The following is a 25,633-nucleotide window of genomic DNA, read 5'->3' as shown; positions in this document are numbered from 1 at the left end:
GTCGATCATTTGAGCCGGTGGTTTCAGGCATCTTTGATTTCATCGTAAGTTTTGTAGAGAATCGCTTCTTCCTTAGTAATCCGCTTGCTCAGCGCTTTGATAATGTTGTTGCAGTCCTGCTGAAAGTTTTCGTTAGTGTTATCGTAATTTTCATACAGGTTGAAAAAAACCATCACTTTGGCAGAAATCTTATCCATATCCAGCGCATAGTCAGTCAGGGTAGATTTCAGGCGCTCATCATTCTCGGCGGCTTCTCTCAGTACGGGATAAAGGTACTTATCTTCTTTGTTTAAATGAGCCAGGAGCATCTTTTTAGCTGAAAGGATCAAATCCCGTCCTTCCTGGTTATCAACACCCACTTCACGAGCTTGTAAAAGTAAGTCACTGATTTGCGCATGTTCTTTTTTGAATTCCTGAATTAACTGAGACATGGGTGTTCACTCCTTGAACGTAATGGTTTCTAATAGTTTAGATCGTCACTCCCATATATCTCTTAAATCATCAAAGTGCTTCGTCCCATCCTAAAGCACTCTGGCCACAGGGTTATCAAAGCATTTTGAGATTGTGACAGATGGCTTTGGAAGGTTCAGCCTGATTCAGGGCATAGAAATGCAACCCCGGAACGCCCTGCTCAATGAGCCTTTCACACATCCGGGTGACCACTTCTTCACCAAACTGTTTGATGCTGTCGATATCGTCACCGTAGGCTTCCAGCTGCTTGCGAATCCAGCGTGGAATTTCGGCGCCACAGGCATCAGAGAAACGAGCTAAACGGGTGTAGTTGGTGATAGGCATAATGCCCGGAATAATCGGCAGATCAATCCCCAGGCTCCTGGCACGATCGACAAAATAAAAATAGCTGTCCGCATTAAAGAAATACTGGGTAATGGCTGAACTGGCCCCCGCATCGACCTTGCGTTTAAAGTGAACCAGATCCGCTTCAAAGTTTTGCGCCTGAGGGTGAGCTTCCGGATAAGCGGCGACTTCCAGATGAAAGTGGTCTCCGGTTTCGGCGCGGATAAATTCCACCAGTTCGTTAGCGTACTGCAATTCACCGTTCGAACGCCCCATACCCGATGGCAGATCGCCGCGCAAAGCAACAATGCGATTAATCCCCTGACGCTGGTACAGCTCCAGCAGTTCTTTTAACCGGGCTTTGCTGTCGCCCACACAGGAGAGGTGAGGCGCAGTGGGAATATCGGTGCTATTGCGAACGCCCATTACGGTATCGAAGGTTCGCTCACGGGTGGAACCACCAGCACCATAGGTCACAGAGAAAAAATCTGGCTGGCATTGGGAGAGTTCAATCGCTGTCTGAGCGAGCTTTTTAGCACCCTCTTCCGTTTTGGTCGGAAAAAACTCAAAGCTGATGGTCAGCTTTTTATTGTTCGTTGTCATCGTTCGTCACAACCTTCATCTCTGTTCCTGTGAGCCTGTACAGAAGCACAGGCTCCTGCTGATCAGTACTTATACTCATCCGCCTTGAATGGACCTTCCACAGCAACATTGATGTAGTCTGCCTGCTGTTCGGTCAGCTGGGTAATCACCCCGCCAAAGCCTTGAACCATGTAAAGGGCCACCTCTTCATCCAGCTGCTTGGGCAGAACCTTCACATACAGGTTTTCAGCCTTCTCGGCAGCGGGCAGGTGAGCAAAGCCTTCTTGATACAGATGAATCTGGGCCAGAACCTGGTTGGCAAACGAACCATCCATAATACGGGATGGATGGCCGGTGGCATTACCCAGATTGACCAGACGACCTTCAGAGAGCAGAATCAGATGGTCGTTGCTGCCCTTGTCACGCCAGATCTTGTGGACCTGAGGTTTCACTTCTTCCCACTCCCATGTCTCTCTCATGAACGCCGTATCAATTTCCGTATCAAAGTGACCGATATTGCAGACCACACAGCTGCTCTTCAGCGCCTTCAACATTTCCCGGTCACAGACGTGTAAATTACCGGTACTGGTTACCAGCAGATCGGTAGTGCCGAGCAATTCCTTGTTGATGCTGGCAGCCGTGCCTTCGTTGACACCGTTAATGTAGGGAGAAACCACTTCAAAACCGTCCATGCAGGCCTGCATGGCACAGATAGGATCAATCTCGGTCACCTTTACGATCATGCCTTCCTGACGCAGGGAAGCCGCAGATCCTTTACCAACATCGCCATAACCAATCACCAGGGCTTTTTTGCCTGCCAGCAAGTGATCTGTACCCCGCTTGATAGCATCATTCAATGAATGACGACAGCCGTATTTATTGTCGTTCTTGCTTTTGGTAACGGCGTCGTTAACGTTGATTGCCGGTACTTTCAGAGTACCTTTTTCCAGCATTTCCAGCAGCCGATGTACTCCGGTGGTGGTCTCTTCAGAAATACCGTGGATGTTATCCAGAATTTCAGGATACTTGTCGTGTAGCATCAGAGTCAGGTCACCACCGTCGTCCAGAATCATATTGGCATCCCAGGGCTGGCCACCTTCGGTCAGAATGGTTTGTTCAATGCACCACCAGAATTCTTCTTCCGTCTCCCCCTTCCAGGCGAATACAGGAATACCCGCAGCAGCGATGGCCGCAGCCGCGTGATCCTGGGTAGAGAAGATGTTACAGGAAGACCAGCGAACGTCGGCCCCGAGATCGATCAGAGTTTCAATCAGTACAGCGGTTTGGATGGTCATGTGGATGCAGCCCATGATCTTCGCCCCTTTCAGAGGCTGCTGGTCATGGTACTTCTGGCGGATAGCCATCAGGGCAGGCATTTCACCTTCAGCTATCTGGATTTCGCGGCGACCCCATTGGGCCAGGGAAATGTCGGCAACCCGATAGTCAGTAAAGCTCTCAACAGCTGCAGGAGTGGCGCTCATGGGTAAAATCCTGTTATGCGTACTTACCGAAAGACAGGCCGAAGTCTAACAGCCGTCTTAATCTATATCAATTTTTTTTGATATAGATTTTGAATAAAGAATACAGTGAGAATGACGGGCGACAGATTAAAATCATTGACCGTCGATCCTTGAAGCAGGTGAGGTCGTTATGGTCGTTTGACAGATTGAGGTATAGCCATCTGCACAGAAAGGAAGACAACTCAGCGCCATCCGTTATAATTCGCCATCCGGATTCATGAAGTGGCTGACTATTGCAGGTATGGCCACGCTTTTTGGGAGCAGAAACGGTTTTCAGGACTTTGATCCAGAAGCCTGCTCCAGTGGTGCGAATAGTTTGCATCGTATTCGATAATTCAAATCTAACATTGAGTGGATTTTATGGAGATCATCTTTCAGCGTATCGCTGAAGAGCTGAACGTTCGTACAGCACAAGTCACCAGTGCGGTTGCACTGCTGGACGATGGCGCTACCGTCCCTTTTATTGCCCGTTACCGTAAAGAAGTTACCGGTGCTCTTGATGACACCCAGCTGCGTACGCTGGAAGAGCGTCTGCGGTATCTTCGTGAACTGGAAGAGCGGCGTGAAACGGTTCTGAACAGCATTCGCGATCAGGAGAAACTGACACCGGAACTGGAAAAGGATATTCGTGCTGCGGACACTAAAACCCGGCTTGAAGATCTTTATCTTCCCTACAAACCGAAGCGGCGTACCAAAGGTCAAATCGCGATTGAAGCCGGTCTGGAGCCACTGGCTGATCGACTGTTCAACGAGCCGGATACCGATCCGGAAGCGGTCGCTGTCGATTTTGTTAATGCCGACAAAGGCATTGCTGACACTAAGGCAGCACTGGAAGGCGCACGCTACATTCTGATGGAAAGGTTCAGTGAAGACGCTGAACTGCTGGGTAAACTGAGGGATATGCTCTGGAATGAGGGTATTCTTTCCAGCCGGGGTATTGCAGGCAAGGAAGAAGAGGGGGCGAAATTCCGGGATTACTTTGAGCATGATGAGCCGATCAAACAGGTGCCTTCTCATCGTGCCCTGGCTATTTTCCGTGGCCGTAATGAAGGCGTGCTCCAGTCTAATATTCGTCTTGAGAACGAGCCTGAGTCACGTCTGGAAACCCACCCCTGCGAAAAAGTTATTGCTGATCACTGGGACATTGCCGATCAGGGCAGAGCCGCGGACAAGTGGCTTAAAGATGTCGTACGCTGGACCTGGAGAGTAAAACTCCTGACCCAGCTTGAAACGGACTTGATGACCCGGGTGCGTGAAACTGCAGAAGAAGAAGCGATCAAAGTGTTTGCCAAAAACCTCAAAGATCTGCTTTTGGCAGCCCCTGCCGGTCTGCGTCCCACCCTGGGTCTTGATCCGGGTCTGCGTACGGGAGTCAAAGTGGCCGTCGTCGACGCCACGGGCAAACTGGTAGAACACACCACCATCTTCCCCCATGCGCCTCAGCGTCAATGGAAAGAAGCCCTGGGCACCCTGGCAACACTTTGCCTGACCCACGGTGTCGAGCTGGTCAGTATTGGTAACGGTACCGCGTCTCGTGAAACGGATCGTCTCGTCGCTGAACTGATGAGAGCTTATCCAAAACTGGGTTTGACCAAAATTGTCGTCAGTGAAGCCGGTGCCTCGGTTTATTCTGCTTCTGAACTGGCAGCTCGTGAATTCCCTGACCTGGATGTTTCTATCCGTGGTGCGGTATCCATTGCCCGTCGTCTACAGGACCCACTGGCTGAGCTGGTTAAGATTGAACCTAAAGCCATCGGTGTTGGTCAGTATCAGCACGATGTCAGCCAGACTCAGTTGTCACGCTCCCTGGAAGCGGTGGTTGAAGATTGTGTAAATGCTGTCGGGGTTGATGTCAACACAGCGTCCAGTGCTTTGCTGACCCGTGTCTCCGGTCTCAACAGAACGCTGGCTGATAACATCGTTGCCTTCCGTGACCAGAACGGTGTGTTTGCTGATCGTGAAACACTCAGGAAAGTAGGTCGTTTTGGCCCTAAAGCCTTTGAACAGGCTGCGGGCTTCCTGCGCGTCATGAATGGCGAAAACCCTCTCGATGCTTCGGCGGTTCACCCTGAGTCTTATCCGATTGTGGAGAAGATCGCCCGTCAGTCCGAGCGTGCGGTTCAAGGTCTGATCGGTGACTCTCTGTTCCTGAGGTCCCTGGATCCAAAAACCTTCACGGATGAAACCTTTGGTTTGCCCACTGTGACCGACATTATTTCAGAACTGGATAAGCCCGGACGCGACCCCCGCCCGGAATTCAAGGCGCCGGAATTCCAGGAAGGCGTTGAAAAAATCAGTGACCTGAAGCTCAACATGGAGCTGGAAGGCGTTGTCACCAACGTCACCAACTTTGGTGCTTTTGTTGATGTCGGTGTTCATCAGGATGGTCTGGTGCATATTTCTGCGCTGTCCAATACCTTCGTAAAAGATCCTGCTGAAGTGGTGAAGGCCGGTGATATCGTCAAAGTCAAAGTGATGGAAGTAGACGTCCAGCGCAAGCGTATTGGGCTCTCCATGCGCATGAGTGACAAGGCGGAAGAAGTGGCACAGGCCAGACAACAACCTCGTGGTGAACGTTCTGGTAACACCAAGCCTCAGCATCGTGGTGGCAAAAGAAACAACCATCAGGCTAAAAAAGAGCAGTCTGCCGGCTCTTTTGCTGACCTGTTTGCCAATGCTAAAAAGCTGAGAAAGTAAGTGAGTCAAAGGAGCAGCCTCCGAGGGGGGCTGCTCACCATCTGAAAGCTTTCGCAGCCTTCGATAGGTGCAAGGAAGATTCTAACGTTATATAGTCCTTCCCGGAAAATGATTACTGCCTTCTGCACTGCTCACAGGCTCCTTAGAAAACGCCACCTGGATTGGGATTGTATTTTGACTAACCAGTACGAGAGTCGTCTGCACCTACTACAGCAGTCGTCCAACCAAAACCTGCTCAGTGGTATACGACACGGAATCGAACGTGAAGGGTTGCGGGTATCGGCTGACGCACGGTTGTCACAGTGTTCTCATCCAGAGGTGCTAGGTAAAACCCTGACGCACCCTTATATCACGACGGACTACTCTGAAGCCTTGCTCGAGTTCATTACTCCGGTTCACTGCAAGCTGGAAGATGTTATGAAGTTTCTGGAAGAGCTCCATAGCTACACCTGCAAAAATCTTAATGGCGAATTACTCTGGGCAGGCAGCATGCCCGCTTTGCTGGAAGGCGAACAGAGTATTCCCATTGCCCGTTATGGTGACTCCAATTCAGGCAAAATGAAATCTGTCTACCGCGAAGGGCTGGCGCATCGTTATGGGAAGGCCATGCAAACGATTGCTGGTATTCATTACAACTTCTCTTTGCCGGAATCGCTCTGGCAACTGTTGTCTGACGCTGAGTCTGCGAGTCCTTCTCTGAAGGAGTTCCAGTCAGAATCCTACCTGGCAATGATCAGAAACTTTCGTCGTTATTCCTGGCTGCTGATGTATCTGTTTGGCGCTTCTCCCGCAGTGAGCAAGAGTTTCTTTACTCAGGAAAGATCCTGCGAATCACTGGCACAACTGGATGAAGACACCTTGTATTTGCCCTGGGCAACGTCTTTGAGAATGAGTGACCTGGGTTATACCAATAACGCTCAATCATCCCTGAGTGTTTGTTACAACACGCTTGGAGAGTACGTTTCCAGTCTTACCAAAGCGATTAAAACCCCCTATCGGCCTTATGAAAAAATCGGGCTCAAAAAGGATGATCGTTATCTGCAGCTGAATACCAATCTTCTCCAGATAGAGAACGAGTATTACAGCAATATTCGGCCCAAGCGAATTGCTAAACGGGGTGAGAAACCCCTGTCCGCATTATCGAACCATGGCGTTGAATATGTTGAAGTGCGCTGCATGGACATCAATCCCATGGAGCCGCTAGGGTTGTCTGTGGTTGATGCTGCATTTCTGGATGTGTTTCTGGTATTTACCGCCCTGATGGACAGTCCTGAAATAGATCATGCAGAGTGCCAGAGATTGACTGAAAACTTTGCCCGAACGGTTTCAGAAGGAAGACGTCCCGGACTGGAGTTAAATAATGAGCAGGGGCCGGTCACTCTGACTGACTGGGGCATGAGTTTAATCGACAAAATGGTGCCCGTTGCCCGGATGCTGGATCAGGCCAATGACTCCAACCTATTCACCGAATCCCTGGTTGAGCAGAGAGAGAAGCTGTTAAATTCAGAATGCACACCCTCAGCCAGAATCCTGCAGGCGCTGAAAAGCAGTGGCGATAATTATATTGATTGGATGCTCAAACAGTCCCAGATCCACTCCCGTTATTTCAGCCAGCGAGATATCGACCCGGAAAGGCTAGAGTATTTTGGACGTATAGCCACAGAATCAAGAGAAGATCAGGAGCGGTTAAAAACGTCAGATACCATGGATTTTGATGCGTTTTTGAAACACTATTTTGAATCTGAATAATGTTGTTTTATGCAATCGATGGTCAGTCCCTGCGAAAAATCGGTTGCTCTTTTTGCCTTTTCGTTCGGGCAAGCAGTGGCCTTTGTGTTTTTGAGTGAGCTTGTAGCTCAGCGCATGAGGGCGAGGTGCTGTTTTTTTAACTGATTTCTTAAATAATCTTTTTTAATCAAAGCTGACTTGCTTAGCTTTAATAGAATTAAAAAACCCTAAAAACCCCGAAAAAAACGACTTTTGGTGCGAGTGTCCAAATATAACCAAGATCGAAATTTACAGTAAATTGAAATTACCTCTTGCCGCAAAAAATTCACTGTCATAACCTAGCAACTGAGTCGTCATTTCCAAGGCGCGATAAAGCGATCTCATTTCGAGTAGATGAGATCCAAACCAAGAGGAATAGTCATGCTGGAGGGGTGCAAAACGGCCAGAGAACGTTGGGGTGGAGTATCAGAGATCATTGACCGCTGGCTTAACGAGCGACAGTCACTGATCGTTCTCTACTGTTCAGTCAATGGAGTGAATCAATTTCACGAAGATAAAAGGCCTATTGCAAACAAATTGAAAGAGATGTGTCAGATTCTGGTTGATTATGTTTCAGCCGGCCACTTCGAAGTCTACGAACAACTGATTCAGGAAGGTATTGATTTTAATGATGGGGGAGTAGAAAGGGTGCAATCTATTCTGCCCAAGCTGGAAAAAAATACACAGGTTTGTCTGGATTTTAACGATGGTTGTGAGTCCCTCAGCAGTATCACCATGTTACAAACCCACCTGTCCGACCTGGGCGAAGCTCTGGAAGAGCGGTTTTCTCTGGAAGACCAGATGATTGAAATGCTTCACGAATCCCACAGAGAGCTGCTCTCTTCGCAGCAGTAATACTGCTGGCGGATAGTTTGCATATCTGCCAGCAGTGCGAAGTAAACCGCTCAGTTTACGATGAGTTGCCAGGCTCTTTTTCCCTTGTTTTTCTGTGAGTTTTTTTAACACTCGACAACTCTCCTTTGAAAGTCAGCATCCGATCAGGTCCAATTCTTCGAGGAATATAAAGTTCTCGAACAGAGCCTTGGACATCTGTTGCAAGCCCTCAGCCCAGCCTTTTTGATGACCTGGTTCAGTGTCAACGTCGCTTAGCTCGACACAGCAAGGATCACATTTTTTTCTTGGTACGATCGTTTTTCCCTCTTTGTGCAAACGTTAAGAGATAGCACGTGTTATGGAACATTAGTTTTACAAAAATGCCTGAAATTTAAGGGTAAAATGGCTTCCACCAAAAATAAAACGAAAGACGACACATTTTTCCTGAAGGAAAAAAATGACATTTTATTAAAAAAAATGTACAAAAAAATTTGCAGTCGTGTGATAAGCACTCTATTTTCTAATTAAAACTGGATATAAATTATTCAGCTTTTATACCGAAGTACTTCTAAGGGCAATGACGAGGGACGACTAAATGCCTGTAGCTAAAAGGAAGCCAGCCGCCAAGAAGGCTGCTAAAAAACCAGCAGTTAAAAAACCGGCAGTTAAAAAACCGGCTGCTAAAAAAACTGCAGCTAAGAAAACCACCCGCAAGGTAGATCCAGTCAAGAAGCTGGAAAAAGAAGTTGAAGCTCTCAAGAAAAAGCTGGATAAGGCTAAAGAGTCTTTGAAGAAGGCAAAGACAAAAGCTAAAGCCGCTGCCAAGAAAAAGGCTCCCGCTAAAAAAGCACCCGCCAAGAAAGCCGCTGCTAAAAAGAAAACCGTAGCGAAAAAAACCACTGCCAAGAAAAAGGCTCCAGCTCGTAAGGCTCCAGCCAAGAAAAAGGCACCAGCCCGTAAAGCACCTGCCAAAAAAGCGGTAGCCACGAAGAAGGCTACTGCTCGCAAGGCTACTGCTAAAAAGGCTCCAGCCAAGAAGAAGGCGCCAGCTAAGAAAAGCGCCAAGCGCTGATCGCTACAGCAGTATCTGCAGGAGAGGGTTCCCTCTCCTGCAATAATTCCAAATATCTGTCTCCCTCTCGCCAGCTACCTGCGAGTACTTCCTTGTGGCAATGAATCAGTTGCCACTTTTATAAACTACCACCACCAATTCTAAAGATTTGGTGGTGGTTTTACAGAGCAAGCTCTGTGTAGGCCGGTTTCCGACCCCAACTCATTCAACCACAGACTTCGCATTGATGCACCCGCTCTTTCAGTGTCTTTTTCTTCAGTGACCAGTATACAGGGCAAGGCTAGCGCCTTGCTCGCTATCCCCCTCCACCCTATTGCTTCGCAAAAGGATGGAGAACCCCGCGACTAATGTTGGAAGTAACCTTTCCTGAATGCTCATCTCGAAACGCATATTCCCTTAGGAATGCCAGTGAAACACTGTTTATAATGCACGCATGATTAATTTGAACTCAGTCAGTTTACTGCGCTCTGGCAAGATTTTGCTGGAAGAAAGCAGCGCAATCATTCATCACGGTCAGCATGTTGGATTGGTAGGTGCCAATGGGTGTGGCAAGTCGAGCTTGCTGGCCCTGATTATGGGTAACCTGCAACCAGATAAAGGTGAGGTCAGCCTCGATGCCGGTCGGGGGATTGCTCATATGGCCCAGGAAGTTCTGGCCCTGGATCAGAAAGCCATTGATTATGTGTTGGATGGTGATGAGACACTTCGAACGATAGAAAAAGCCATTGAGTGTGCCGAACGAGATGAAGCGCACAGCGAGCTTGCAGAGCTTCACGAAAAGCTGCTCCAGGCAGATGGCTATACAGCGCACGCCCGTGCCGAACAATTGCTCCATGGTCTTGGATTTTCTGATGAACAAATCGACCGTAGCGTAAAAGATTTCTCCGGTGGCTGGAGAATGAGACTGAATCTGGCACGCACCCTCATGTGTCCTTCCGATTTGCTGTTCCTTGATGAGCCAACCAACCATTTGGATCTGGATGCCATTGTCTGGCTCGAAAGCTTTCTTAAACGTTATCAGGGCACACTGATCATTATCTCTCACGACCGTGATTTTCTGGATGCCGTGATTGATATCACCCTTCACATTGAACATCAGAAGCTGAACACCTATCGTGGCAATTATTCTGCTTTTGAACGCATGCGCTCTGAGCGTCTTCAGCAACAACAAGTTGCCTTTGAAAAACAACAAAAGCAGCGCGCTCACATGGAGAAGTTCGTTGAGCGGTTTCGTGCCAAGGCGGCCAAGGCCAAACAGGCACAGAGCCGCTTAAAAGCGCTGGCCAGGCTGGAAGAAATAGCGCCAGCCCATGTCGATTCCCCTTTTCGCTTCAGTTTTCCTGATCCTGAAAAAATGTCTTCACCACTGTTGACCCTGGACAGGGCAGAGCTGGGTTATGAGGGCAATACCCTGATCAGGCTGAAACTGAATATCCTGCCCGGCAGTCGCATCGGTTTGCTGGGAGCCAATGGTGCGGGCAAATCGACCCTGATTCGGACACTGGCAGGAGAGCTACCCCTGATCGCTGGCCAGAGGCATGACGGAGAACACCTGAAAATCGGGTACTTCGCCCAACATCAATTAGAAAAACTCGATGCTGCCGCCAGCCCCCTGCTCCATTTACAACGAATGTCGCCTGAAGCCCGGGAACAGGAGTTGAGAGATTTCCTGGGTGGCTTTGGTTTTCATGGTGACAAGGCTTTGGAAACCATTGCAGGTTTTTCTGGTGGTGAACAGGCGAGACTGGCTCTGGCCATAGTAGCCTGGCAAAAGCCCAACTTATTGTTGCTGGATGAACCGACTAACCATCTTGACCTGGAAATGCGTCATGCTTTGACCATGGCTCTACAAACATTCGAAGGAGCCATGATACTGGTATCCCACGATCGTAATCTCCTGCGCAGCACCACAGATGATCTTTTGCTGGTTTATGATGGCCGGGTCGAAGCCTTCGAAGGGGATCTGGAAGATTATGGCGTCTGGTTAACTCAGCAGCGCCAGAAAGAAAAATCAGAAACCGTTTCTGAAACCTTACAACCGGCTCACTCGGCACAAGCCCGCAAAGAACAGAAGCGTCTGGATGCGGAACGTCGTAAGCAGCTCAGACCCATGAAAAAGAAAGTAGACTCTCTGGAGCAAAAACTGGAGAAACAGCAAACATTGCTGGCTGAGGTAGAATCGGAACTGGTCAACCCAAAGCTCTACGAACCTTCAGAAAAAGAGCGTTTGAAATTATTGCTGGACCAGCAGACTCAATACAAGAAAAGTATCGCTGACACCGAAGAAGAGTGGATGGAGGCGCTGGAGCAACTTGAAGCGCTGGAAAACGAGTAAACGCCAGCCGACGCCTGACGACGACCAGGTTCCTGATGCAGCTGAGCGCAACACCCTACACACGATCTCTGTTGGGCTGTCTGGCAAAACAACAACCAGACAGCACGGCTTTGCTGGACGTGTATAGCTGGGCATGCATAGCTGCACACTCCCTAAGTAGGGGGCATGAATCTGACTGATGACCTTTTATGCCTGCTCGTAGGCTACTTCTTCAGCTTCATCAGATACACTGTCCAGTTTGCCCAGCAGGCTACCCACCCTGTCACTCCAGGAGCTCAGTTCCTGCTTGAGATGAGTATTTTCATCTTCCAGGCGGGTATTGGTCGAACGCAACTCTTCAAGCTCCATTCGAGTGAGCTCAAGTTTGTCGATCAGATTCTGAAGTTTGTTCTCTAGTTGGCCTAAGGATTCGATAGACATAACTGTTACTTTTTTCACCAGGAAATAGTTTGGACGAAATCAGCCGGTCTGTAACCGACAGCTGCCTGCCTGTTTTGAAAGCATTAGTCTGGCGGGCTGGTGTGCAAAATTCAGGGTGGCTTTTACACTGGCTCTACGATAGCACATACTTCAGGCTAAGTTCAGATAAGTTACGTATATGCAGGCTATACTTGCGAGGTGATGACAAAAGAACGCGAGTGAAAAACGCATGTTTACGACTCGGTTCTGATGTGAATCCACCGCCTTTGAAATGCTTTAAAGACGACTAGCATCATGTACTAACCGGGCGTCTGATACCGGCTTAATGCCCTTCTTTAATCCAGATTCTTTTCTAAAGCCGGGGCAGCACGTTTGTGCGGCGATAAGCGCCATTAGCCTGTTCTACCGGAGTATTGCTCAAACCAGCCAGCAATCTTGGTGCTTTTCAAAATTGCACAGGGCAACCGTTGACCCTGTGCGATGGGGTGAAATGCCCCAAGGAGTTTTGCATGAGCGAAACGACACTACCCGACGCAACGATTGTCTCTGTTCTCAACGTGAAGGATGAGGCCATGAAGGCTTTTTACGTCTCCCTGACCTGCAACCAGAGCGTCGACGAATACATTCATGATCAGCATCTTTACTTCTCTTCACGTCAGGTGGAAAGTGTTTTTCTGAGCCATCTGCTGGCTTTGACGGAGTTGGCCCTGGATCGTTGTTTTCTTCGTACTCGATAATACTGACAACTACCCACCAAATAGATACACTTCCCCGCTTTGAATATGAATACAGATCGGGCTTCCGGGCTGACTGTGGTCAGCCTGGTGATTCTGCATGTCGATAGACAATCTGTGGACATTGCCATCAGTTGTTCATCACCCGACGTGCTAAAAAGTGTTTCACGGTAACAAGTGATAGATAAGTAACTATGCCAGAAACTATTCCTCCTGACTCGGTGGGTCTGGTCGCATCGAGAACGGTTCATTTTGACCAGCCCCTTCAGCTAAGTTGCGGTCAGACTCTGAAAGAATATGACCTGGTAATTGAAACCTACGGCGAACTGAATACCGAAAAGAATAATGGTGTTTTGATCTGCCACGCACTCAGTGGCCATCATCATGCGGCAGGTTATCACACGCTGGACGATCGCAAGCCTGGCTGGTGGGATAATTTTATCGGTCCGGGAAAACCTCTGGATACCCGGCATTTCTTTGTTGTCAGTCTCAATAACCTCGGCGGCTGCCATGGCAGTACAGGCCCAACCAGCATCAACCCGCAAACCGGAAAACGTTATGGCTCTGATTTCCCCATAGTGACCGTGGAAGACTGGGTTGAGAGTCAAGCCAGACTGGCAGACCATCTTGGTATACGACAATGGGCATCTGTTGTGGGTGGCAGTCTCGGTGGTATGCAGGCGCTTTACTGGTCTATGGCTTATCCTGAACGAGTGCGTCATGCCATTGTGATTGCCTCGGCTCCCAAGCTGTCGGCACAGAATATTGCCTTCAATGAAGTGGCCCGTCAGGCCATTCGCTCCGATGAAAACTTTCGGGACGGGCAATATCTTGAAGCGGGAACGCTGCCCAGGAACGGCCTGGGATTAGCCAGAATGGTAGGCCACATTACCTACCTGTCGGATGATGCCATGGGACAGAAGTTTGGCCGTGAACTCAAAAATAAAGAATACAGTTTTGATTACGGCGTTCAGTTTCAGGTAGAGAGTTATCTTCGCTATCAGGGGGAAAACTTCTCCGGCAGTTTTGATGCCAACACCTATTTGTTGATGACTCGGGCCCTGGATTATTTTGATCCGGCTCGCCCGTTTAATGATGACCTTGTCTGTGCCCTGTCTCAGGTCAAGGCACACTTTTTGTTGATTTCATTCACTACCGACTGGCGCTTCTCCCCGGAGCGCTCCAGAGAGATCACCGATGCATTGCTGAAGGCAGGCAAGCAGGTCTCCTATATGGAAGTGGATGCTCCCCAGGGCCATGATGCATTCCTGATGAACATTCCCCGATATGTAGATGCTGTTTCAAGCTATATGACACGAGTCGCTGACGAATGCAGGGAGGCCATTGTATGAGCACTCGTGTTGATTTTGCCATCATTAGTGACTGGATTGACCAGGACAGTCGTATTCTTGATCTGGCCTGCGGTGAAGGCACTTTGCTGGCAGATCTGAGCAGCAACAAGCAGGTCAGGGGTTATGGGTTGGAGATTAATCCACAAAATATCCAGAAGTGTATTGAGAAGGGCGTCAATGTTCTTGAGCAAAACATTGACCAGGGGCTGAGCAATTTTGGCGATCAAAGCTTTGATACCGTTGTTATGACGCAAGCTCTGCAGGCTTTGCAGTTTCCCCATTTAGCACTGGATGAAATGCTGAGGGTGGGTCGGGAATGCATTGTCACCTTTCCGAACTTCGGCCATTGGCGTTGCCGCTGGTATCTGGCGGCTAAAGGTAGAATGCCGGTATCCAAATTTATGCCTTATACCTGGTATAACACGCCTAATATACACTTCTGTACGTTTAAGGATTTTGAAGACCTTTGCCATCAGAAAAAGCTGAAGATCATTAATCGCATGGTAACCGATAGTGCCAACAGGGGCGGCTTGAGAACCCGCTTGCTGCCCAATCTGATGGGAGAAGTGGCTATCTATCATCTGACTCGAGGAGAGTAAAATCATGGCCTGTTTATGGCTGCAACGTTTTGGGCTGTTCAGTCTACTGTTGACGCTTGTCGTTTTTTCACAAGCTTATGCCGCGCCGGTACCTGAAGCCCGTGTTATCAATGACGAGCCAGCCCGGTTTGGTGATTATGAAGTGTATTACAGTGCCTTCCCCAGCACATTCCTTGAGCCCGATATGGCCAAGATGTACGGTTTCGAACGTGGGCCAAAAAACGGTCTGGTCAATATCGTTGTCAGAAACGTCAGGGACAGTGAAGAAGGCACGGCGGTAAAAGCCTCTTTTGACGGCAAAACCAGCAACCTTCTGGGTCAGCAGTCTGCTCTGAAATTCAGGGAAATCGACGAAGGTGATGCCGTCTATTATCTGGCAGGTTTTCGGTTCAGTAATGAAGAAACGCTAAAATTCACCATCAAAATACGCCTCGAAGGCTCCAGTCAGAGTCATACCATTCAGTTCAGCCAGAAGTTCTACGAGGGTGGCCAATGAAGTCGTTGCTAAACAAAGCGCCAAAAAAAGTGGTATTGGCCAGCGGTAACCAGGGCAAGCTCATTGAGCTTCAGCAGATGCTCTCAGGGCTGGACTTTGAAGTGTTTCCACAAAGTGATTTCAACGTCGACTCTGTTGAGGAAACGGGACTGACCTTTGTAGAGAACGCTCTGATCAAGGCCAGACATGCGGCGAAACTATCGGGTTTTGCAGCCATTGCTGATGATTCCGGGATTGAAGTGGATGCCCTCAATGGTCAACCGGGTATTTACTCAGCACGCTTTGCCGGTGAGCAGGCCACCGATAAAGCGAATAACCAGAAGCTGTTACAGAGCTTGAACGGATTGCCCAAAGAGCAAAGAACCGCACGTTTTCACAGCGTGCTGGTCTATCTGCGTCATGCAGAAGATCCTACTCCCCTGATCTGTCATGGCCGCTGGGAAGGCTACATTCTGGACGCACCTGTAGGTGATCAGGGTTTTGGTTATGACCCGCTGTTTTATGTGCCTGATCAGGATTGTGCGGCGGCTGAACTCAGCCGGGAACAAAAGAACCGCATCAGCCACCGGGCAAAAGCCATGGCGCAACTTCTGGAGCAGTTAAAAGAACGCTCCTGAAGGTTTTTTCTCCGTGCAGCCGTTGATAACATCCGGCTGCTTTAATCACCTGATCCGATTGTCAATATGCTCGAACTCCCGCCATTGAGCCTTTATGTGCACATTCCCTGGTGTGTCAAAAAATGTCCTTATTGTGACTTCAACTCCCACGCGCTCAGTCATGGTATTCCTGAAGAAGCCTATGTCGATGCCCTGTTGGAAGACTTTGACAACGAAGTGAATACCCTTCAGGGGAGAGCGCTTCACACGATTTTCTTCGGTGGTGGCACTCCCAGTTTGATGTCTGCCAACGGCTTTGATCGTTTTCTCTGCGAGCTGGAAAAAAGAATCCGTTTCTTGCCGGAGATTGAAATCACCATGGAAGCCAACCCCGGCACCTATGAACACGATCGGTTCAAGGACTATCGCAAAGCCGGTATCAACCGATTGTCATTGGGAGTTCAGAGTTTTCAGGATGAAAAACTCAAGGCACTGGGCCGAATTCACAGCTCAGACGAAGCACATAAAGCCATTGAGTCCCTGACGGGGATGGGCTTTGACAACTTCAATATTGATCTGATGCACGGGCTGCCTGGTCAGAGCATTCAGGACGGTCTGTCCGATCTGCAAAAAGCCATTACACTGGCACCAACCCATATTTCCTGGTATCAGCTCACCATTGAACCCAATACAGTTTTCTATTCAAAAACGCCGATCTTGCCCGAGGACGATACCCTCTGGTCCATTCAGGAAGAAGGGTGGGATTTACTGGCAGAGGCCGGGTATCAGCAGTACGAAATTTCAGCCTACAGCCGACCCGGTAAACAGGCCAGACATAACCTTAACTATTGGCAGTTTGGCGACTATATCGGTATTGGCGCAGGAGCCCATGGCAAGATAACCGAGCGGGAGACGGGCAGGATTTATCGGAACTGGAAAACCCGGATGCCCAGCGATTATCTGGCAGCGGATAAACCCTTCGAGGCGGGCAACAGGACACTGAGCAGGGATGATCTGCCCATTGAATTCATGATGAATGTTCTGCGACTTAACCAGGGCGTTGATCACTCACTGTTTCAGCGCAGAACCGGAATGGCATTCTCAGATATTGATTCGCAACGTCAGCAGGCGATTCAAAAAGGTTTGCTGGAGCAGGATCGCTTACAGCCAACCAGGCAGGGGCGACTCTTTTTGAACGATCTGTTGGCGTTGTTTACTGATGGATGAGTGGCTTCAAAATAAAAGCCCCTCATCTTGTCTGCTTCCTAGGAGCCTTATCTTCCAGAGGGTTCAGAAAATGACTAAGCTGCGTCATTATACGGTCTGGTTAATCGCCCCTGTATTCCTGTTTCATACTCTGAGCTTAAAGGCCCAGACAACGACTCAATCTCCAGCCACAACAAGCCGTCCAACAGCGTGCAACACTCTTAAAGAACAGACGACGGGGGTTAAGAAACGACTATACGAGTACAGAAAACTTGTTAGCGGACGACAGTGCATTGTTCTCACTGCCAACCCTGCGGATGATTTAAGTGAGCTGATACAACAGATTCCCGAGAATACCGTTATATTGCTCTCTTCCAATACGACTGCGCCAACTGCTGCCCACGCAACAAGGATAATTCCGGTTAAGTACTTTATTGGCAGCGAGATAGTTCTAAAGGACGGTCACGACATTCTCGGGGCTGCTGATGACGGTTTTATAATCGTCATTACGTTTCACTCAAATTATCAGAAGAAAGATATGATCAAGGCTGGAACCACTGACAACTTTCAGTTTGAAAAAACAAGAGACAGTCATATAGAACACATTACTTTCCTGTCCACTGGGCCTAAACACCACAGGCCGGTCAACACCATTGTTTTCGCAGAGTGCTATAACCGGAGATTGATCGTACAAAACAACGTTTTCTTTCTTCCTGAATGGGCTGCAGTTTACATTGATTGCAAAGAACCTCTGAATGCATCGGCCAATGCCACACGTCCCGGCCCGGGTCTGCTGTTCGCCAATAACACACTCAGAGTTGACACCATCAGTGCGATGCACCATGGAACTATTCCTGATGAAGGGGTCTATATTAATCTTCCTAACATCATGAACCATTCAGAGAGGGTCGCAGTTATTGGGAACCTGTTCATGGGCGCAATGGCAGATGCAGGTGAGTTTAATCTCGGACCCCGAGCCAGTATGGATGTTTTCAGAAATACACTCTTGATTTACATTGCCGAACAACCTCAACGAGGTTTTGTTCTTACAGGTTATGCAGATACCGACGCAGAACGTCCTCTCTTTAATCTGGCCGCTAATGAGATCTATATAACAGGGACAGCCATAACCGTCAGCACACCCCTTGCACTGGCTCTGGCTTGCAATAAACTGGAGGCAGTCAACCCGTGGCAACAACTTCAACCACAATTCATCCTGAAAGCTGTAGATCCATTACCACTGGCAAGAGAGTGCGAAAGCTTCTTCAATTCAACCGGTCATATCATGAATACCTGGACGGCTATAAATGGCTCCACGGCGACTGCCAGCAGCGGACTGATCAACGTCGAAGGTCAGTTCCTGTTTGAGTCGAACAGCAGCCAGACAGCAACCGGATCCCCTACTGCTATTACCGACACGCCTGCCATTAACGGCACGTTCGCCACTTCTTCAGAAGTTACGACCCTGGTGACTACTGGCTTGGCCGTCATAACAACGCTGGCCATTTTATCGGCTCTGTAAAAGCCCCTCGTTTTGTCTGCCTGGTATTCTGCAATCAGTAGCCAAAACGACTCTGGCTGAGTATCCTGCGAATCGGTTGTGAATTATTTACGGGCACAAAACGAAGAGTGAACTATGGAATGGATAACGGACAGCATTATTTTTCTATCCAAGCTGGCTCGTCAGCATCTTGATGTTATTGCGATGGCCCTGACGGCAGTGGCAACCGCCTTTATAGGTCGTTTTATTGCCTCATGGGGCAGTCGTTGGTTAGACCGGCTTCATGCCGTGTTGAGAGTTCCTGTAAGAGCGGTTTTGAATCTCGCCCTGTTTGGTGCCATCTTCTATTTTGTCCCTCAATGGCTCGGTCATTTACTGAGCTACTTCAATCATTTCACTCTGGCTCCAGTATTGCTGGTGATCATCATCTGCGTAGGGTTATTGTCGGAGAGGCTGGGACGTTGAGCAGAGGAGCAAAACGATGGCCGCTTTGCCCACTCCGGAAAGGGCAGTGTTTATTCCGTTCTCTCAAACAAAAGGTCCCAAACCCCATGACCCAACCGATGACCGCGCTTTTCAAACTTGGTTAGAGGTCTGAAGTCTGGCCTGGGCGCATAGCGACCTTCACCTTCCTGATTGTTAAAACCTTCAGCCGCTGTCATGACTTCCATCATTTGCTCAGCATAGTTTTCCCAGTCTGTGGCCAGGTGAATAACACCGCCTATAGCCAGTTTCGGTCTGATGGCTGCAATAAATCCGGGTTGAATCAGGCGGCGCTTATGATGACGCTTCTTATGCCAGGGGTCGGGGAAATAAATCTGAACTCTGGACAGGCTACCGTCGGCAATGCATTCACGAAGCACTTCAACCGCATCATCACAGTAGCTGCGAACATTGGTGACACCCGCCAGCTGGCACTCATTCAGCAGGCTGCCGACCCCCGGACGATGAACTTCAATACCGATAAAGTTTTTGTCACCCTCAGCTTTTGCCATGGCCAGCAGTGACAGACCCATGCCGTAACCGATTTCCAGTACGACCGGTGCCTCCCGGCCAAAGGCTTCGGTGATGTTTAACGGGCCGTCTTCTTTTCGAAGACCCCACTTGTCCCAGCATTCATCCCAGCCACGACGTTGCCCTGTGGTCATACGACCTGCGCGCAGGACAAAACTTTTGATTTCCCGACGTTTAGTCGGATCAGGGGTATGATCAGGTTCAACTGAGGTGGTCATGAGAGGTATGTGGTCTGCCAATGAAAAGTTGGCGTAAGATACCTAAACTGCGTTGACTTGAAAACCTTCTGCAACTGGATTGGGGTTGCCGGAAGAATCCCGGCAACCCTTTTTTCAAGTTAAAGACCTATTCAGGCAAAGGATTTTGTTTCAGTTTCAGGTTTGATCTCTTCACTGCTTGCCAGCTGATAGCTTGCAGGCTCTACTTTCTCTTCTTCAGCGCTCTGGCTTGCTGGTTCTACCGCAGGCTCTTCTTCAACCTGAGCCAGCTGGTAGCTTGCAGGCTCTACTTTCTCTTCTTCAGCGCTCTGGCTTGCTGGTTCTACCGCAGGCTCTTCTTCAACCTGAGCCAGCTGGTAGCTTGCAGGTTCTACTTTCTCTTCTTCAGCGCTCTGGCTGGCTGGTTCTACCGCAGGCTCTTCTTCCACCTGAGCCAGCTGGTAGCTTGCTGGTTCTACTTTCTCTTCTTCAGCGCTCTGGCTTGCTGGTTCTACCGCAGGCTCTTCTTCCACCTGGGCCAGCTGGTAGCTTGCAGGCTCTACTTTCTCTTCTTCAGCGCTCTGGCTTGCTGGTTCTACCGCAGGCTCTTCTTCCACCTGAGCCAGCTGGTAGCTTGCTGGTTCTACTTTCTCTTCTTCAGCGCTCTGGCTGGCTGGTTCTACCGCAGGCTCTTCTTCAACCTGGGCCAGCTGGTAGCTTGCAGGTTCTACTTTCTCTTCTTCAGCGCTCTGGCTGGCTGGTTCAACTTTAGGCTCTTCTTCTGCCTGAGCCAGAATGTAACCGGTTGGTTCTACCTTGGTTTCATCAGCGGCAGTTTCTTCAATGGCAGCTGCTTGAGTGGTCTTTTCAGGGCAAGGCTCAGTGGTCTCGGCAAATGCGGTGCCAGCAGTCATTGCGAAAGTTGAAGCAACCATTAAAGCCATCAGTGTCTTTTTCATAATTTGAGTCTCCGGTTTTCGTTCTCTGTAAGTCTTTGTTTAAAAGATGGGCCTAGAATAGCCAGACTCGGATAACCGGAAGATGATTAAAACATTAAACTTTTTTCATTTTGTTTCACGGGACAGTTTTCAGTGCTCTGGTGGCTACTTCCAGGTAAAAAATGAACGTTCTTCCTTTCCTGTACCAACAGGCATATAGTGCACTTTGCCCTGTGATTTCACTGTAGGTGGCTCCCAATGAAAGAAACAACCAAGCAGCAGATACTGGACGCTTTTCAGTTCCGTCATGCCTGCAAAAGTTTTGATCCGGATAAAAAAATATCCGATGAAGATTTCGATTTCATCCTGGATGCAGGACTACTGTCGCCCAGTTCATTCGGGTTCGAACCCTGGAAATTTCTGGTGATCGATAACCAAGAGTTGAGAAAGAAAATGCTTCCGGTGTGTCTGGGTGCTGAAGGCCAGCTGCCCACTGCCAGCCACTTTGTAGTGACTCTGGCTCGAAAGGAACCCGGCATGATTTACAGCTCTCCTTATATCGAAGAGCACATGCGCGAAGTAGAGCAGCTCCCTGACGAGATTGTTAATCTGAAGGGCGATTTCTACAAAACATTCCAGACCGATCACTTCAAGTTGACCGAGTCGCCCAGAGCCATGTTTGACTGGTCCTGCAAACAAACCTACATCGCCCTGGGCAATATGCTGAGCGTTGCCGCCCAGATCGGTATAGATTCCTGCCCGATTGAAGGGTTTGACCGCGATCCTTTGGAGGATATTCTTGAACAGGAAGATCTGTTGGATCGCCATCACTTCGGCATCAGCTACCTGGTCGCTTTCGGCTACCGTCAGGAAGAGCCCAGGGCCAAAACACGCTCGCCAAAAGATCGGCTGGTTCAGTGGGTCAAATAGGAGCGGATGTGAAGCTGGAGCTATAAAAGCTCCGGCTCAGGATCTTTAAATGGTTAACGTTTGCGAGCGATCATCAACCCGTCGCTCACTGGCAATAACACCATATCGACCCTGTCGTCTTGTTGAATAAAGCGGTTGCATTCATCAATGGCTTTGGCCTCAGCATCCTGAGGATTCACCACCGAACCGCTCCAGAGACTGTTATCCACTAACACCAGTCCGCCGGATTTCAGTAATTCAATACCGCGCTGGTAGTAATTCAGATAATTTTCTTTATCGGCATCAATGAACAGCCAGTCGAATAAACCCTTCTGGTCTTTCATTTCAGCCAGGCTGTCCAGGGCAGGCTGAATTTTCAAGGTTATTTTTTCTGACACACCCGCTTTCTGCCAATGCTCCCTGGCAATACTCGTCCATTCTTCAGAAACATCCAGACAAGTCAGGTGACCCTCTTCTGGCATGGCCAGCACCGTTGCCAGAGCACTGTAGCCAGTGAATGTACCGATCTCTATTCCCCTTCTTGCGCCACTGATCTTCACCAGCATTTGCATGAACGCGCCCTGCTCCGGCGAAATCTGCATATACCCTTCGGCAAAGTCTGCCATCCGTGCTCGCAGCTCACTTAATACAGGGTGATCACGCATACCCGGATCAGTGAGATAAGCAGCAATTTCAGGCGTTATGGTCAGAGAGGTTCTGGCCATGATATTTCTCCTCTGTTCATTCAGTTGGCAGGATATCTACGCCCACTGTTTACTGGCGAAAATACGATTTTATACCAAACTGTCCGGTTTACCTGTTAATGAATGTCAACGGTTGTCAATTGACAACCGAAAAGGACATATCGTCAACAGCGTCGTTACTGTACATGGAAGACCGGAGGGGCAATACCGAAACTGGATCGAAAAAGGCAGGCTTAAATACATCAGAAACAAGGAAAGCCTTCGTCTGATTCGACTGTCCCCGGTTCAATTCCGAGGCGTGGTTCACCAGCTCGAAGGCTCTGATGGAAAGGTAGCTATCGCAGAATCCCCTGTCAATCCGGTAAAGGATGATGCTCATGCCAGTGGCGGGCAATCTGCTCCCGGGTGCATAGCCATACTTTTTCCTTTGACTGCACATAATCCAGGAAACGCATCAGTGCAGCCGCACGACCCGGCCTGCCAACCAAACGACAATGCAAACCTACCGACATCATTTTTGGCTGATCGGCTCCCTCGTCATAGAGCACATCAAAGGCGTCTTTCAAATAGTTGAAAAACTGATCGCCAGAGTTAAAACCCTGGGCGGTAGCGAAACGCATATCATTGCAGTCCAGTGTATAAGGCACCACCAGCTGCGGCTGATCAAATCGGGTATCCCAATAGGGCAGATCGTCTGCATAACTGTCGGCGTGATAGAGAAAACCACCCTCTTCTGCCACCAGCTGCTCCGTCTGGGGGCTGCAACGACCTGTGTACCAACCCGAAGGTCTCTGGCCGGTCATTTCTGTGTGAATTTGAATGGCTTTCTGCATGTGCTCACGCTCTTCATCAGGATCGTGAAACTGATAATCAATCCAGCGATAACCGTGGCTGGCTATTTCCCAGTCAGCATTCAACATAGCCTCTACAACCCGGGGGTTTCGTTCCATAGCCATGGCCACGGCATAGACGGTTACAGGGATGTTTCTCTGGATGAAGATACGATGAAGCCGCCAGAAGCCAGCCCTGGCCCCGTAGTCATAGATAGACTCCATACTGATATGGCGCATTCCTTCATACGACTGAGCACCAATAATTTCGGAAAGGAAAGCTTCCGAACCCTTGTCACCATGAAGCACAGAGTTCTCGCCCCCTTCCTCGTAGTTAATGACAAACTGAACCGCAATCCGCGACTGTTCAGGCCATTGTGGATGGGGAGGAGTATTTCCATACCCTGTTAAGTCCCTTGGGTAGTTGTTCTCTCTGTTATCCATGACAAGCTCCGGCTTATTTTTGTTGGTTTTAAACCAATATATTGATTGCACCCGCATCTGTGGCATAAACTCCCAAAGTCTGACTATTTGGTCAACATTTTGTTAGAACAAAAAAACAAATGTCCTTTTAGCCTCTTAATTGGGGCGACAATAAAATTCCGATAAAACCAACAAAAAACCAGGATATGCAATGAAAAAAATAGCTGATGGCTCTCTTCCAGCTAATGGCTCCAACGACGCCATGCTGTGGCAACAGACAAAAGTTGATCTGGCCGCCCGTGCTTTGGGTGGTGATGTGCTGTCTGCAAGCGATGACTTCTTTGCTGAAAAAGACAACCTGCTGCTGGATTCTGAGCCGGTTTTTCTTCCGGAAAAATACACGGCTTACGGCAAATGGATGGACGGCTGGGAATCCCGCCGACGCCGCACTGGCGATCATGACTGGGTGGTCGTCAGGCTTGCAACCCCGGGAATGGTGGAAGGGTTGGAAGTCGATACCCGTCACTTCAAAGGCAATGCCCCCGGTGCCGTTCAGCTGGAATACATCGCCAGCGAGTCAGACCCTGATGAGCACAGCCAATGGCAGACAATGACCGACAGGATGGCTGTTGAAGCCGATCACCGCAACCTGATCCGTTTGGACCAGCCTGTTGAAGCCACTCATATTCGCCTGACGATTTTTCCCGATGGCGGTGTTGCCCGGCTAAGAGTCTACGGAAAAATTATGTTTAACACTCAACACCTGCTCCCCAACGAACCCGTTGATCTATCGGCACTGATGAACGGTGCCCACCCAGTCAGCTGTTCCGACGCGTTCTTCAGCCCCATGCAAAATCTGCTGCGTCCGGGTCGTGGTGCCGATATGCACGATGGCTGGGAAACCCGCCGAAGACGCGCTGGCGGTCATGACTGGATGATTATCAGGCTGGCAACACCGGGTAAAATTGGCCGGGTTGAAATGGATACCCTGCATTTCAAAGGTAACTATCCCGACAGAGGCAGTCTGGAAGGCTGTTATTTTGAAGGAGAAATACCAGACGACAGTGTACGTTGGCAACCGATCCTGAGCGAACAGAAACTTCATGCCCATCGTAATCACTCTTTTGTCGAGAATCTGGAAAATACTCAGGAAATATACACCCATGTCCGTCTGAATATTTTCCCCGATGGTGGCGTATCCCGATTGCGGGTCATCGGTCAGCCGGAGCCAGCAAAATGACATTGAGTGAACTGAATACACTGAGCGAAGAGCAGGCAACAGAAACCTTGCGTCAGTGCTGTGCCAGCAGCCACTGGGTTGAGTGCATGGTGGCGGCAAGACCCTTTGCCAATATTGAAAGCCTGCTGATTGCTGCCAACGCCGTATGGTCTCATTGTCAGAAATCCGATTACCTGGAAGCTTTTGATGCTCACCCGAAAATCGGTGACATCAACAGCCTGAAAAAAAAATATCAAAACACTCAAGCCATGGCGGGCCATGAGCAGTCTGGTGTCGATGAAGCCAATGCAGGAACCCTGCAGGCACTGGCTGAAAACAATGGCAAATATGAGCGCCGGTTTGGCTATATCTTCATTGTCTGCGCGACCGGCAAAAGTGCCAGCGAGATGCTGACGCTACTGGAGGAACGTTTGCATAATGAGCCAGCGGATGAACTCTCAATTGCAGCGGCTGAACAGCATAAAATAACCAGCATCCGCCTGTGCAAAATGCTCAAGAACACCTCTTTGCCCAAAGAAGGAGCGATTTTATGACCGGGATCAGCACTCATATCCTCGACACCGCCCGCGGCCACCCTGCCGACCGGGTTCCTGTCACCCTGTACAAGCAGGTAGAAGACAACTGGATAGAGGTAGGGCAGGGTACAACGAACGACGATGGAAGAATAAACAGTCTGGCTACGGACGAAGTCAACCTTCCTGAAGGCATTTATAAGCTGGACTTTGCCATTGCGGATTACTTTAACCGGCTGGAGCAAAAGTACTTTTATCCGCAGGTCCCGGTCATTTTTGAGGTCAGTGATGATCGTCACCACCATGTGCCGTTGCTGATATCCCCCTTCGGATATTCGACTTACCGGGGGAGCTGATTGC

25 protein-coding genes are annotated in these 25,633 nt (G+C 49.2%); 17 read left to right on the top strand and 8 right to left on the bottom strand.

The window, feature by feature from the left end:
* Nucleotides 1-23: 23 nt before the first annotated feature.
* The 3 genes from K7B67_RS22015 to ahcY all read right to left on the bottom strand — a co-directional run bounded on the left by K7B67_RS22015 (nucleotide 24) and on the right by ahcY (nucleotide 2,858).
* The gene (locus K7B67_RS22015) at nucleotides 24-431 is read right to left on the bottom strand and encodes a hemerythrin domain-containing protein (RefSeq protein ID WP_252177984.1); all 408 of its coding nucleotides are present in this window, start codon (nucleotides 429-431) and stop codon (nucleotides 24-26) included.
* A 115-nt stretch (nucleotides 432-546) separates the two neighbouring features.
* Nucleotides 547-1,398 (bottom strand): methylenetetrahydrofolate reductase [NAD(P)H], encoded by an 852-nt coding sequence (gene metF, locus K7B67_RS22010; RefSeq protein ID WP_252177983.1) that lies wholly within the window; start codon nucleotides 1,396-1,398, stop codon nucleotides 547-549.
* A 62-nt stretch (nucleotides 1,399-1,460) separates the two neighbouring features.
* Nucleotides 1,461-2,858, bottom strand: coding sequence for an adenosylhomocysteinase (gene ahcY / locus K7B67_RS22005; protein WP_252177982.1), 1,398 nt, complete (start codon nucleotides 2,856-2,858; stop codon nucleotides 1,461-1,463).
* A gap of 399 nt (nucleotides 2,859-3,257) precedes the next feature.
* Between ahcY and K7B67_RS22000 the strand changes: the two genes are divergently transcribed.
* From K7B67_RS22000 to K7B67_RS21980, 5 genes are all read left to right on the top strand, one after another.
* Complete coding sequence (locus K7B67_RS22000; protein WP_252177981.1) at nucleotides 3,258-5,594, top strand: Tex family protein; 2,337 nt, start codon at nucleotides 3,258-3,260, stop codon at nucleotides 5,592-5,594.
* A gap of 174 nt (nucleotides 5,595-5,768) precedes the next feature.
* Nucleotides 5,769-7,343, top strand: coding sequence for a glutamate--cysteine ligase (gene gshA, locus K7B67_RS21995; RefSeq protein WP_252177980.1), 1,575 nt, complete (start codon nucleotides 5,769-5,771; stop codon nucleotides 7,341-7,343).
* A gap of 399 nt (nucleotides 7,344-7,742) precedes the next feature.
* Nucleotides 7,743-8,216, top strand: coding sequence for a sigma D regulator (rsd, locus tag K7B67_RS21990; RefSeq protein ID WP_252177979.1), 474 nt, complete (start codon nucleotides 7,743-7,745; stop codon nucleotides 8,214-8,216).
* Nucleotides 8,217-8,790: 574 nt separating this feature from the next.
* On the top strand, nucleotides 8,791-9,267 hold the full coding sequence (locus K7B67_RS21985; protein ID WP_252177978.1) for a hypothetical protein: 477 nt from the start codon (nucleotides 8,791-8,793) through the stop codon (nucleotides 9,265-9,267).
* 433 nt (nucleotides 9,268-9,700) lie between these two features.
* Nucleotides 9,701-11,602: an ATP-binding cassette domain-containing protein gene (locus tag K7B67_RS21980; RefSeq protein ID WP_252177977.1), complete on the top strand. Its 1,902-nt coding sequence runs from the start codon at nucleotides 9,701-9,703 to the stop codon at nucleotides 11,600-11,602.
* Nucleotides 11,603-11,788: 186 nt separating this feature from the next.
* Here K7B67_RS21980 and K7B67_RS21975 read toward each other — a convergent pair whose 3' ends face one another.
* Nucleotides 11,789-12,022 (bottom strand): cell division protein ZapB, encoded by a 234-nt coding sequence (locus K7B67_RS21975; protein ID WP_252177976.1) that lies wholly within the window; start codon nucleotides 12,020-12,022, stop codon nucleotides 11,789-11,791.
* Between the two features lie 509 nt (nucleotides 12,023-12,531).
* On the opposite strand from K7B67_RS21975, the gene K7B67_RS21970 reads away from it, so the two are divergent.
* The 8 genes from K7B67_RS21970 to K7B67_RS21935 all read left to right on the top strand — a co-directional run bounded on the left by K7B67_RS21970 (nucleotide 12,532) and on the right by K7B67_RS21935 (nucleotide 18,971).
* Entirely contained in the window at nucleotides 12,532-12,759 is a 228-nt protein-coding gene (locus K7B67_RS21970; RefSeq protein WP_252177975.1) for a hypothetical protein, read from the top strand.
* Between the two features lie 191 nt (nucleotides 12,760-12,950).
* Nucleotides 12,951-14,108, top strand: a complete 1,158-nt coding sequence (locus K7B67_RS21965) for a homoserine O-acetyltransferase (protein WP_252177974.1) — start codon at nucleotides 12,951-12,953, stop codon at nucleotides 14,106-14,108.
* Nucleotides 14,105-14,707, top strand: a complete 603-nt coding sequence (metW, locus tag K7B67_RS21960) for a methionine biosynthesis protein MetW (RefSeq protein WP_252177973.1) — start codon at nucleotides 14,105-14,107, stop codon at nucleotides 14,705-14,707. The genes K7B67_RS21965 and metW overlap by 4 nt, the downstream gene beginning before the upstream one ends.
* 4 nt (nucleotides 14,708-14,711) lie before the next feature.
* The gene (locus K7B67_RS21955) at nucleotides 14,712-15,203 is read left to right on the top strand and encodes a DUF4426 domain-containing protein (protein WP_252177972.1); all 492 of its coding nucleotides are present in this window, start codon (nucleotides 14,712-14,714) and stop codon (nucleotides 15,201-15,203) included.
* Nucleotides 15,200-15,820: an XTP/dITP diphosphatase gene (locus K7B67_RS21950; protein ID WP_252177971.1), complete on the top strand. Its 621-nt coding sequence runs from the start codon at nucleotides 15,200-15,202 to the stop codon at nucleotides 15,818-15,820. The genes K7B67_RS21955 and K7B67_RS21950 overlap by 4 nt, the downstream gene beginning before the upstream one ends.
* Nucleotides 15,821-15,886: 66 nt before the next feature.
* Nucleotides 15,887-17,026, top strand: a complete 1,140-nt coding sequence (gene hemW, locus K7B67_RS21945) for a radical SAM family heme chaperone HemW (protein WP_252177970.1) — start codon at nucleotides 15,887-15,889, stop codon at nucleotides 17,024-17,026.
* Between the two features lie 70 nt (nucleotides 17,027-17,096).
* Nucleotides 17,097-18,527: a hypothetical protein gene (locus K7B67_RS21940; RefSeq protein ID WP_252177969.1), complete on the top strand. Its 1,431-nt coding sequence runs from the start codon at nucleotides 17,097-17,099 to the stop codon at nucleotides 18,525-18,527.
* Between the two features lie 114 nt (nucleotides 18,528-18,641).
* Nucleotides 18,642-18,971, top strand: coding sequence for a DUF3392 family protein (locus tag K7B67_RS21935; RefSeq protein ID WP_252177968.1), 330 nt, complete (start codon nucleotides 18,642-18,644; stop codon nucleotides 18,969-18,971).
* Nucleotides 18,972-19,021: 50 nt separating this feature from the next.
* On the opposite strand, the gene trmB is transcribed toward K7B67_RS21935, so the two are convergent.
* Together trmB and K7B67_RS21925 are read right to left on the bottom strand one after the other, a co-directional pair.
* On the bottom strand, nucleotides 19,022-19,738 hold the full coding sequence (gene trmB, locus K7B67_RS21930; RefSeq protein ID WP_252177967.1) for a tRNA (guanosine(46)-N7)-methyltransferase TrmB: 717 nt from the start codon (nucleotides 19,736-19,738) through the stop codon (nucleotides 19,022-19,024).
* Nucleotides 19,739-19,869: 131 nt separating this feature from the next.
* A complete protein-coding gene (locus K7B67_RS21925; protein ID WP_252177966.1) occupies nucleotides 19,870-20,676 on the bottom strand; it encodes a hypothetical protein in 807 nt (268 codons plus the stop codon).
* A 237-nt stretch (nucleotides 20,677-20,913) separates the two neighbouring features.
* Here K7B67_RS21925 and K7B67_RS21920 point away from each other — a divergent pair, with 237 nt between their 5' ends.
* Nucleotides 20,914-21,585 carry an NAD(P)H-dependent oxidoreductase gene (locus K7B67_RS21920; RefSeq protein WP_252177965.1) on the top strand — a complete coding sequence of 224 codons (672 nt, stop codon included), beginning with the start codon at nucleotides 20,914-20,916 and terminating at the stop codon, nucleotides 21,583-21,585.
* A gap of 53 nt (nucleotides 21,586-21,638) precedes the next feature.
* Here K7B67_RS21920 and K7B67_RS21915 read toward each other — a convergent pair whose 3' ends face one another.
* Nucleotides 21,639-22,289 (bottom strand): class I SAM-dependent methyltransferase, encoded by a 651-nt coding sequence (locus tag K7B67_RS21915; protein WP_252177964.1) that lies wholly within the window; start codon nucleotides 22,287-22,289, stop codon nucleotides 21,639-21,641.
* A gap of 332 nt (nucleotides 22,290-22,621) precedes the next feature.
* On the bottom strand, nucleotides 22,622-23,542 hold the full coding sequence (gene puuE / locus K7B67_RS21910; RefSeq protein ID WP_252177963.1) for an allantoinase PuuE: 921 nt from the start codon (nucleotides 23,540-23,542) through the stop codon (nucleotides 22,622-22,624).
* A gap of 190 nt (nucleotides 23,543-23,732) precedes the next feature.
* On the opposite strand from puuE, the gene alc reads away from it, so the two are divergent.
* From alc to uraH, 3 genes are read left to right on the top strand one after another with little or no spacing between them, the layout of a single operon-like run.
* On the top strand, nucleotides 23,733-24,761 hold the full coding sequence (gene alc, locus K7B67_RS21905) for an allantoicase (RefSeq protein WP_252177962.1): 1,029 nt from the start codon (nucleotides 23,733-23,735) through the stop codon (nucleotides 24,759-24,761).
* Nucleotides 24,758-25,294 (top strand): 2-oxo-4-hydroxy-4-carboxy-5-ureidoimidazoline decarboxylase, encoded by a 537-nt coding sequence (gene uraD / locus K7B67_RS21900; RefSeq protein ID WP_252177961.1) that lies wholly within the window; start codon nucleotides 24,758-24,760, stop codon nucleotides 25,292-25,294. The genes alc and uraD overlap by 4 nt, the downstream gene beginning before the upstream one ends.
* Nucleotides 25,291-25,629, top strand: a complete 339-nt coding sequence (gene uraH / locus K7B67_RS21895; RefSeq protein WP_252177960.1) for a hydroxyisourate hydrolase — start codon at nucleotides 25,291-25,293, stop codon at nucleotides 25,627-25,629. The genes uraD and uraH overlap by 4 nt, the downstream gene beginning before the upstream one ends.
* Nucleotides 25,630-25,633: the final 4 nt, after the last annotated feature.

Source organism: Endozoicomonas sp. 4G (assembly GCF_023822025.1).
Taxonomy (GTDB): domain Bacteria; phylum Pseudomonadota; class Gammaproteobacteria; order Pseudomonadales; family Endozoicomonadaceae; genus Endozoicomonas_A.
Note: the sequence above shows the minus strand (reverse complement) of the source record. Positions and strands in the feature narration are given on the sequence as shown.

What these genes read in the sequence shown, in the direction of transcription:
- K7B67_RS21955 (WP_252177972.1), top strand. Translation starts at nt 14,712, where the DNA reads ATGGCCTGTTTATGGCTGCAACGTTTTGGGCTGTTCAGTCTACTGTTG.
- metW (WP_252177973.1), top strand. Translation starts at nt 14,105, where the DNA reads ATGAGCACTCGTGTTGATTTTGCCATCATTAGTGACTGGATTGACCAG.
- K7B67_RS22015 (WP_252177984.1), bottom strand. Translation starts at nt 431, where the DNA reads ATGTCTCAGTTAATTCAGGAATTCAAAAAAGAACATGCGCAAATCAGT.
- K7B67_RS21950 (WP_252177971.1), top strand. Translation starts at nt 15,200, where the DNA reads ATGAAGTCGTTGCTAAACAAAGCGCCAAAAAAAGTGGTATTGGCCAGC.
- metF (WP_252177983.1), bottom strand. Translation starts at nt 1,398, where the DNA reads ATGACAACGAACAATAAAAAGCTGACCATCAGCTTTGAGTTTTTTCCG.
- rsd (WP_252177979.1), top strand. Translation starts at nt 7,743, where the DNA reads ATGCTGGAGGGGTGCAAAACGGCCAGAGAACGTTGGGGTGGAGTATCA.
- K7B67_RS21985 (WP_252177978.1), top strand. Translation starts at nt 8,791, where the DNA reads ATGCCTGTAGCTAAAAGGAAGCCAGCCGCCAAGAAGGCTGCTAAAAAA.
- K7B67_RS21980 (WP_252177977.1), top strand. Translation starts at nt 9,701, where the DNA reads ATGATTAATTTGAACTCAGTCAGTTTACTGCGCTCTGGCAAGATTTTG.
- K7B67_RS21975 (WP_252177976.1), bottom strand. Translation starts at nt 12,022, where the DNA reads ATGTCTATCGAATCCTTAGGCCAACTAGAGAACAAACTTCAGAATCTG.
- K7B67_RS21920 (WP_252177965.1), top strand. Translation starts at nt 20,914, where the DNA reads ATGAAAGAAACAACCAAGCAGCAGATACTGGACGCTTTTCAGTTCCGT.
- hemW (WP_252177970.1), top strand. Translation starts at nt 15,887, where the DNA reads ATGCTCGAACTCCCGCCATTGAGCCTTTATGTGCACATTCCCTGGTGT.
- K7B67_RS22000 (WP_252177981.1), top strand. Translation starts at nt 3,258, where the DNA reads ATGGAGATCATCTTTCAGCGTATCGCTGAAGAGCTGAACGTTCGTACA.
- uraH (WP_252177960.1), top strand. Translation starts at nt 25,291, where the DNA reads ATGACCGGGATCAGCACTCATATCCTCGACACCGCCCGCGGCCACCCT.
- K7B67_RS21970 (WP_252177975.1), top strand. Translation starts at nt 12,532, where the DNA reads ATGAGCGAAACGACACTACCCGACGCAACGATTGTCTCTGTTCTCAAC.
- uraD (WP_252177961.1), top strand. Translation starts at nt 24,758, where the DNA reads ATGACATTGAGTGAACTGAATACACTGAGCGAAGAGCAGGCAACAGAA.
- K7B67_RS21940 (WP_252177969.1), top strand. Translation starts at nt 17,097, where the DNA reads ATGACTAAGCTGCGTCATTATACGGTCTGGTTAATCGCCCCTGTATTC.
- K7B67_RS21925 (WP_252177966.1), bottom strand. Translation starts at nt 20,676, where the DNA reads ATGAAAAAGACACTGATGGCTTTAATGGTTGCTTCAACTTTCGCAATG.
- K7B67_RS21915 (WP_252177964.1), bottom strand. Translation starts at nt 22,289, where the DNA reads ATGGCCAGAACCTCTCTGACCATAACGCCTGAAATTGCTGCTTATCTC.
- alc (WP_252177962.1), top strand. Translation starts at nt 23,733, where the DNA reads ATGAAAAAAATAGCTGATGGCTCTCTTCCAGCTAATGGCTCCAACGAC.
- ahcY (WP_252177982.1), bottom strand. Translation starts at nt 2,858, where the DNA reads ATGAGCGCCACTCCTGCAGCTGTTGAGAGCTTTACTGACTATCGGGTT.
- puuE (WP_252177963.1), bottom strand. Translation starts at nt 23,542, where the DNA reads ATGGATAACAGAGAGAACAACTACCCAAGGGACTTAACAGGGTATGGA.
- K7B67_RS21935 (WP_252177968.1), top strand. Translation starts at nt 18,642, where the DNA reads ATGGAATGGATAACGGACAGCATTATTTTTCTATCCAAGCTGGCTCGT.
- trmB (WP_252177967.1), bottom strand. Translation starts at nt 19,738, where the DNA reads ATGACCACCTCAGTTGAACCTGATCATACCCCTGATCCGACTAAACGT.
- K7B67_RS21965 (WP_252177974.1), top strand. Translation starts at nt 12,951, where the DNA reads ATGCCAGAAACTATTCCTCCTGACTCGGTGGGTCTGGTCGCATCGAGA.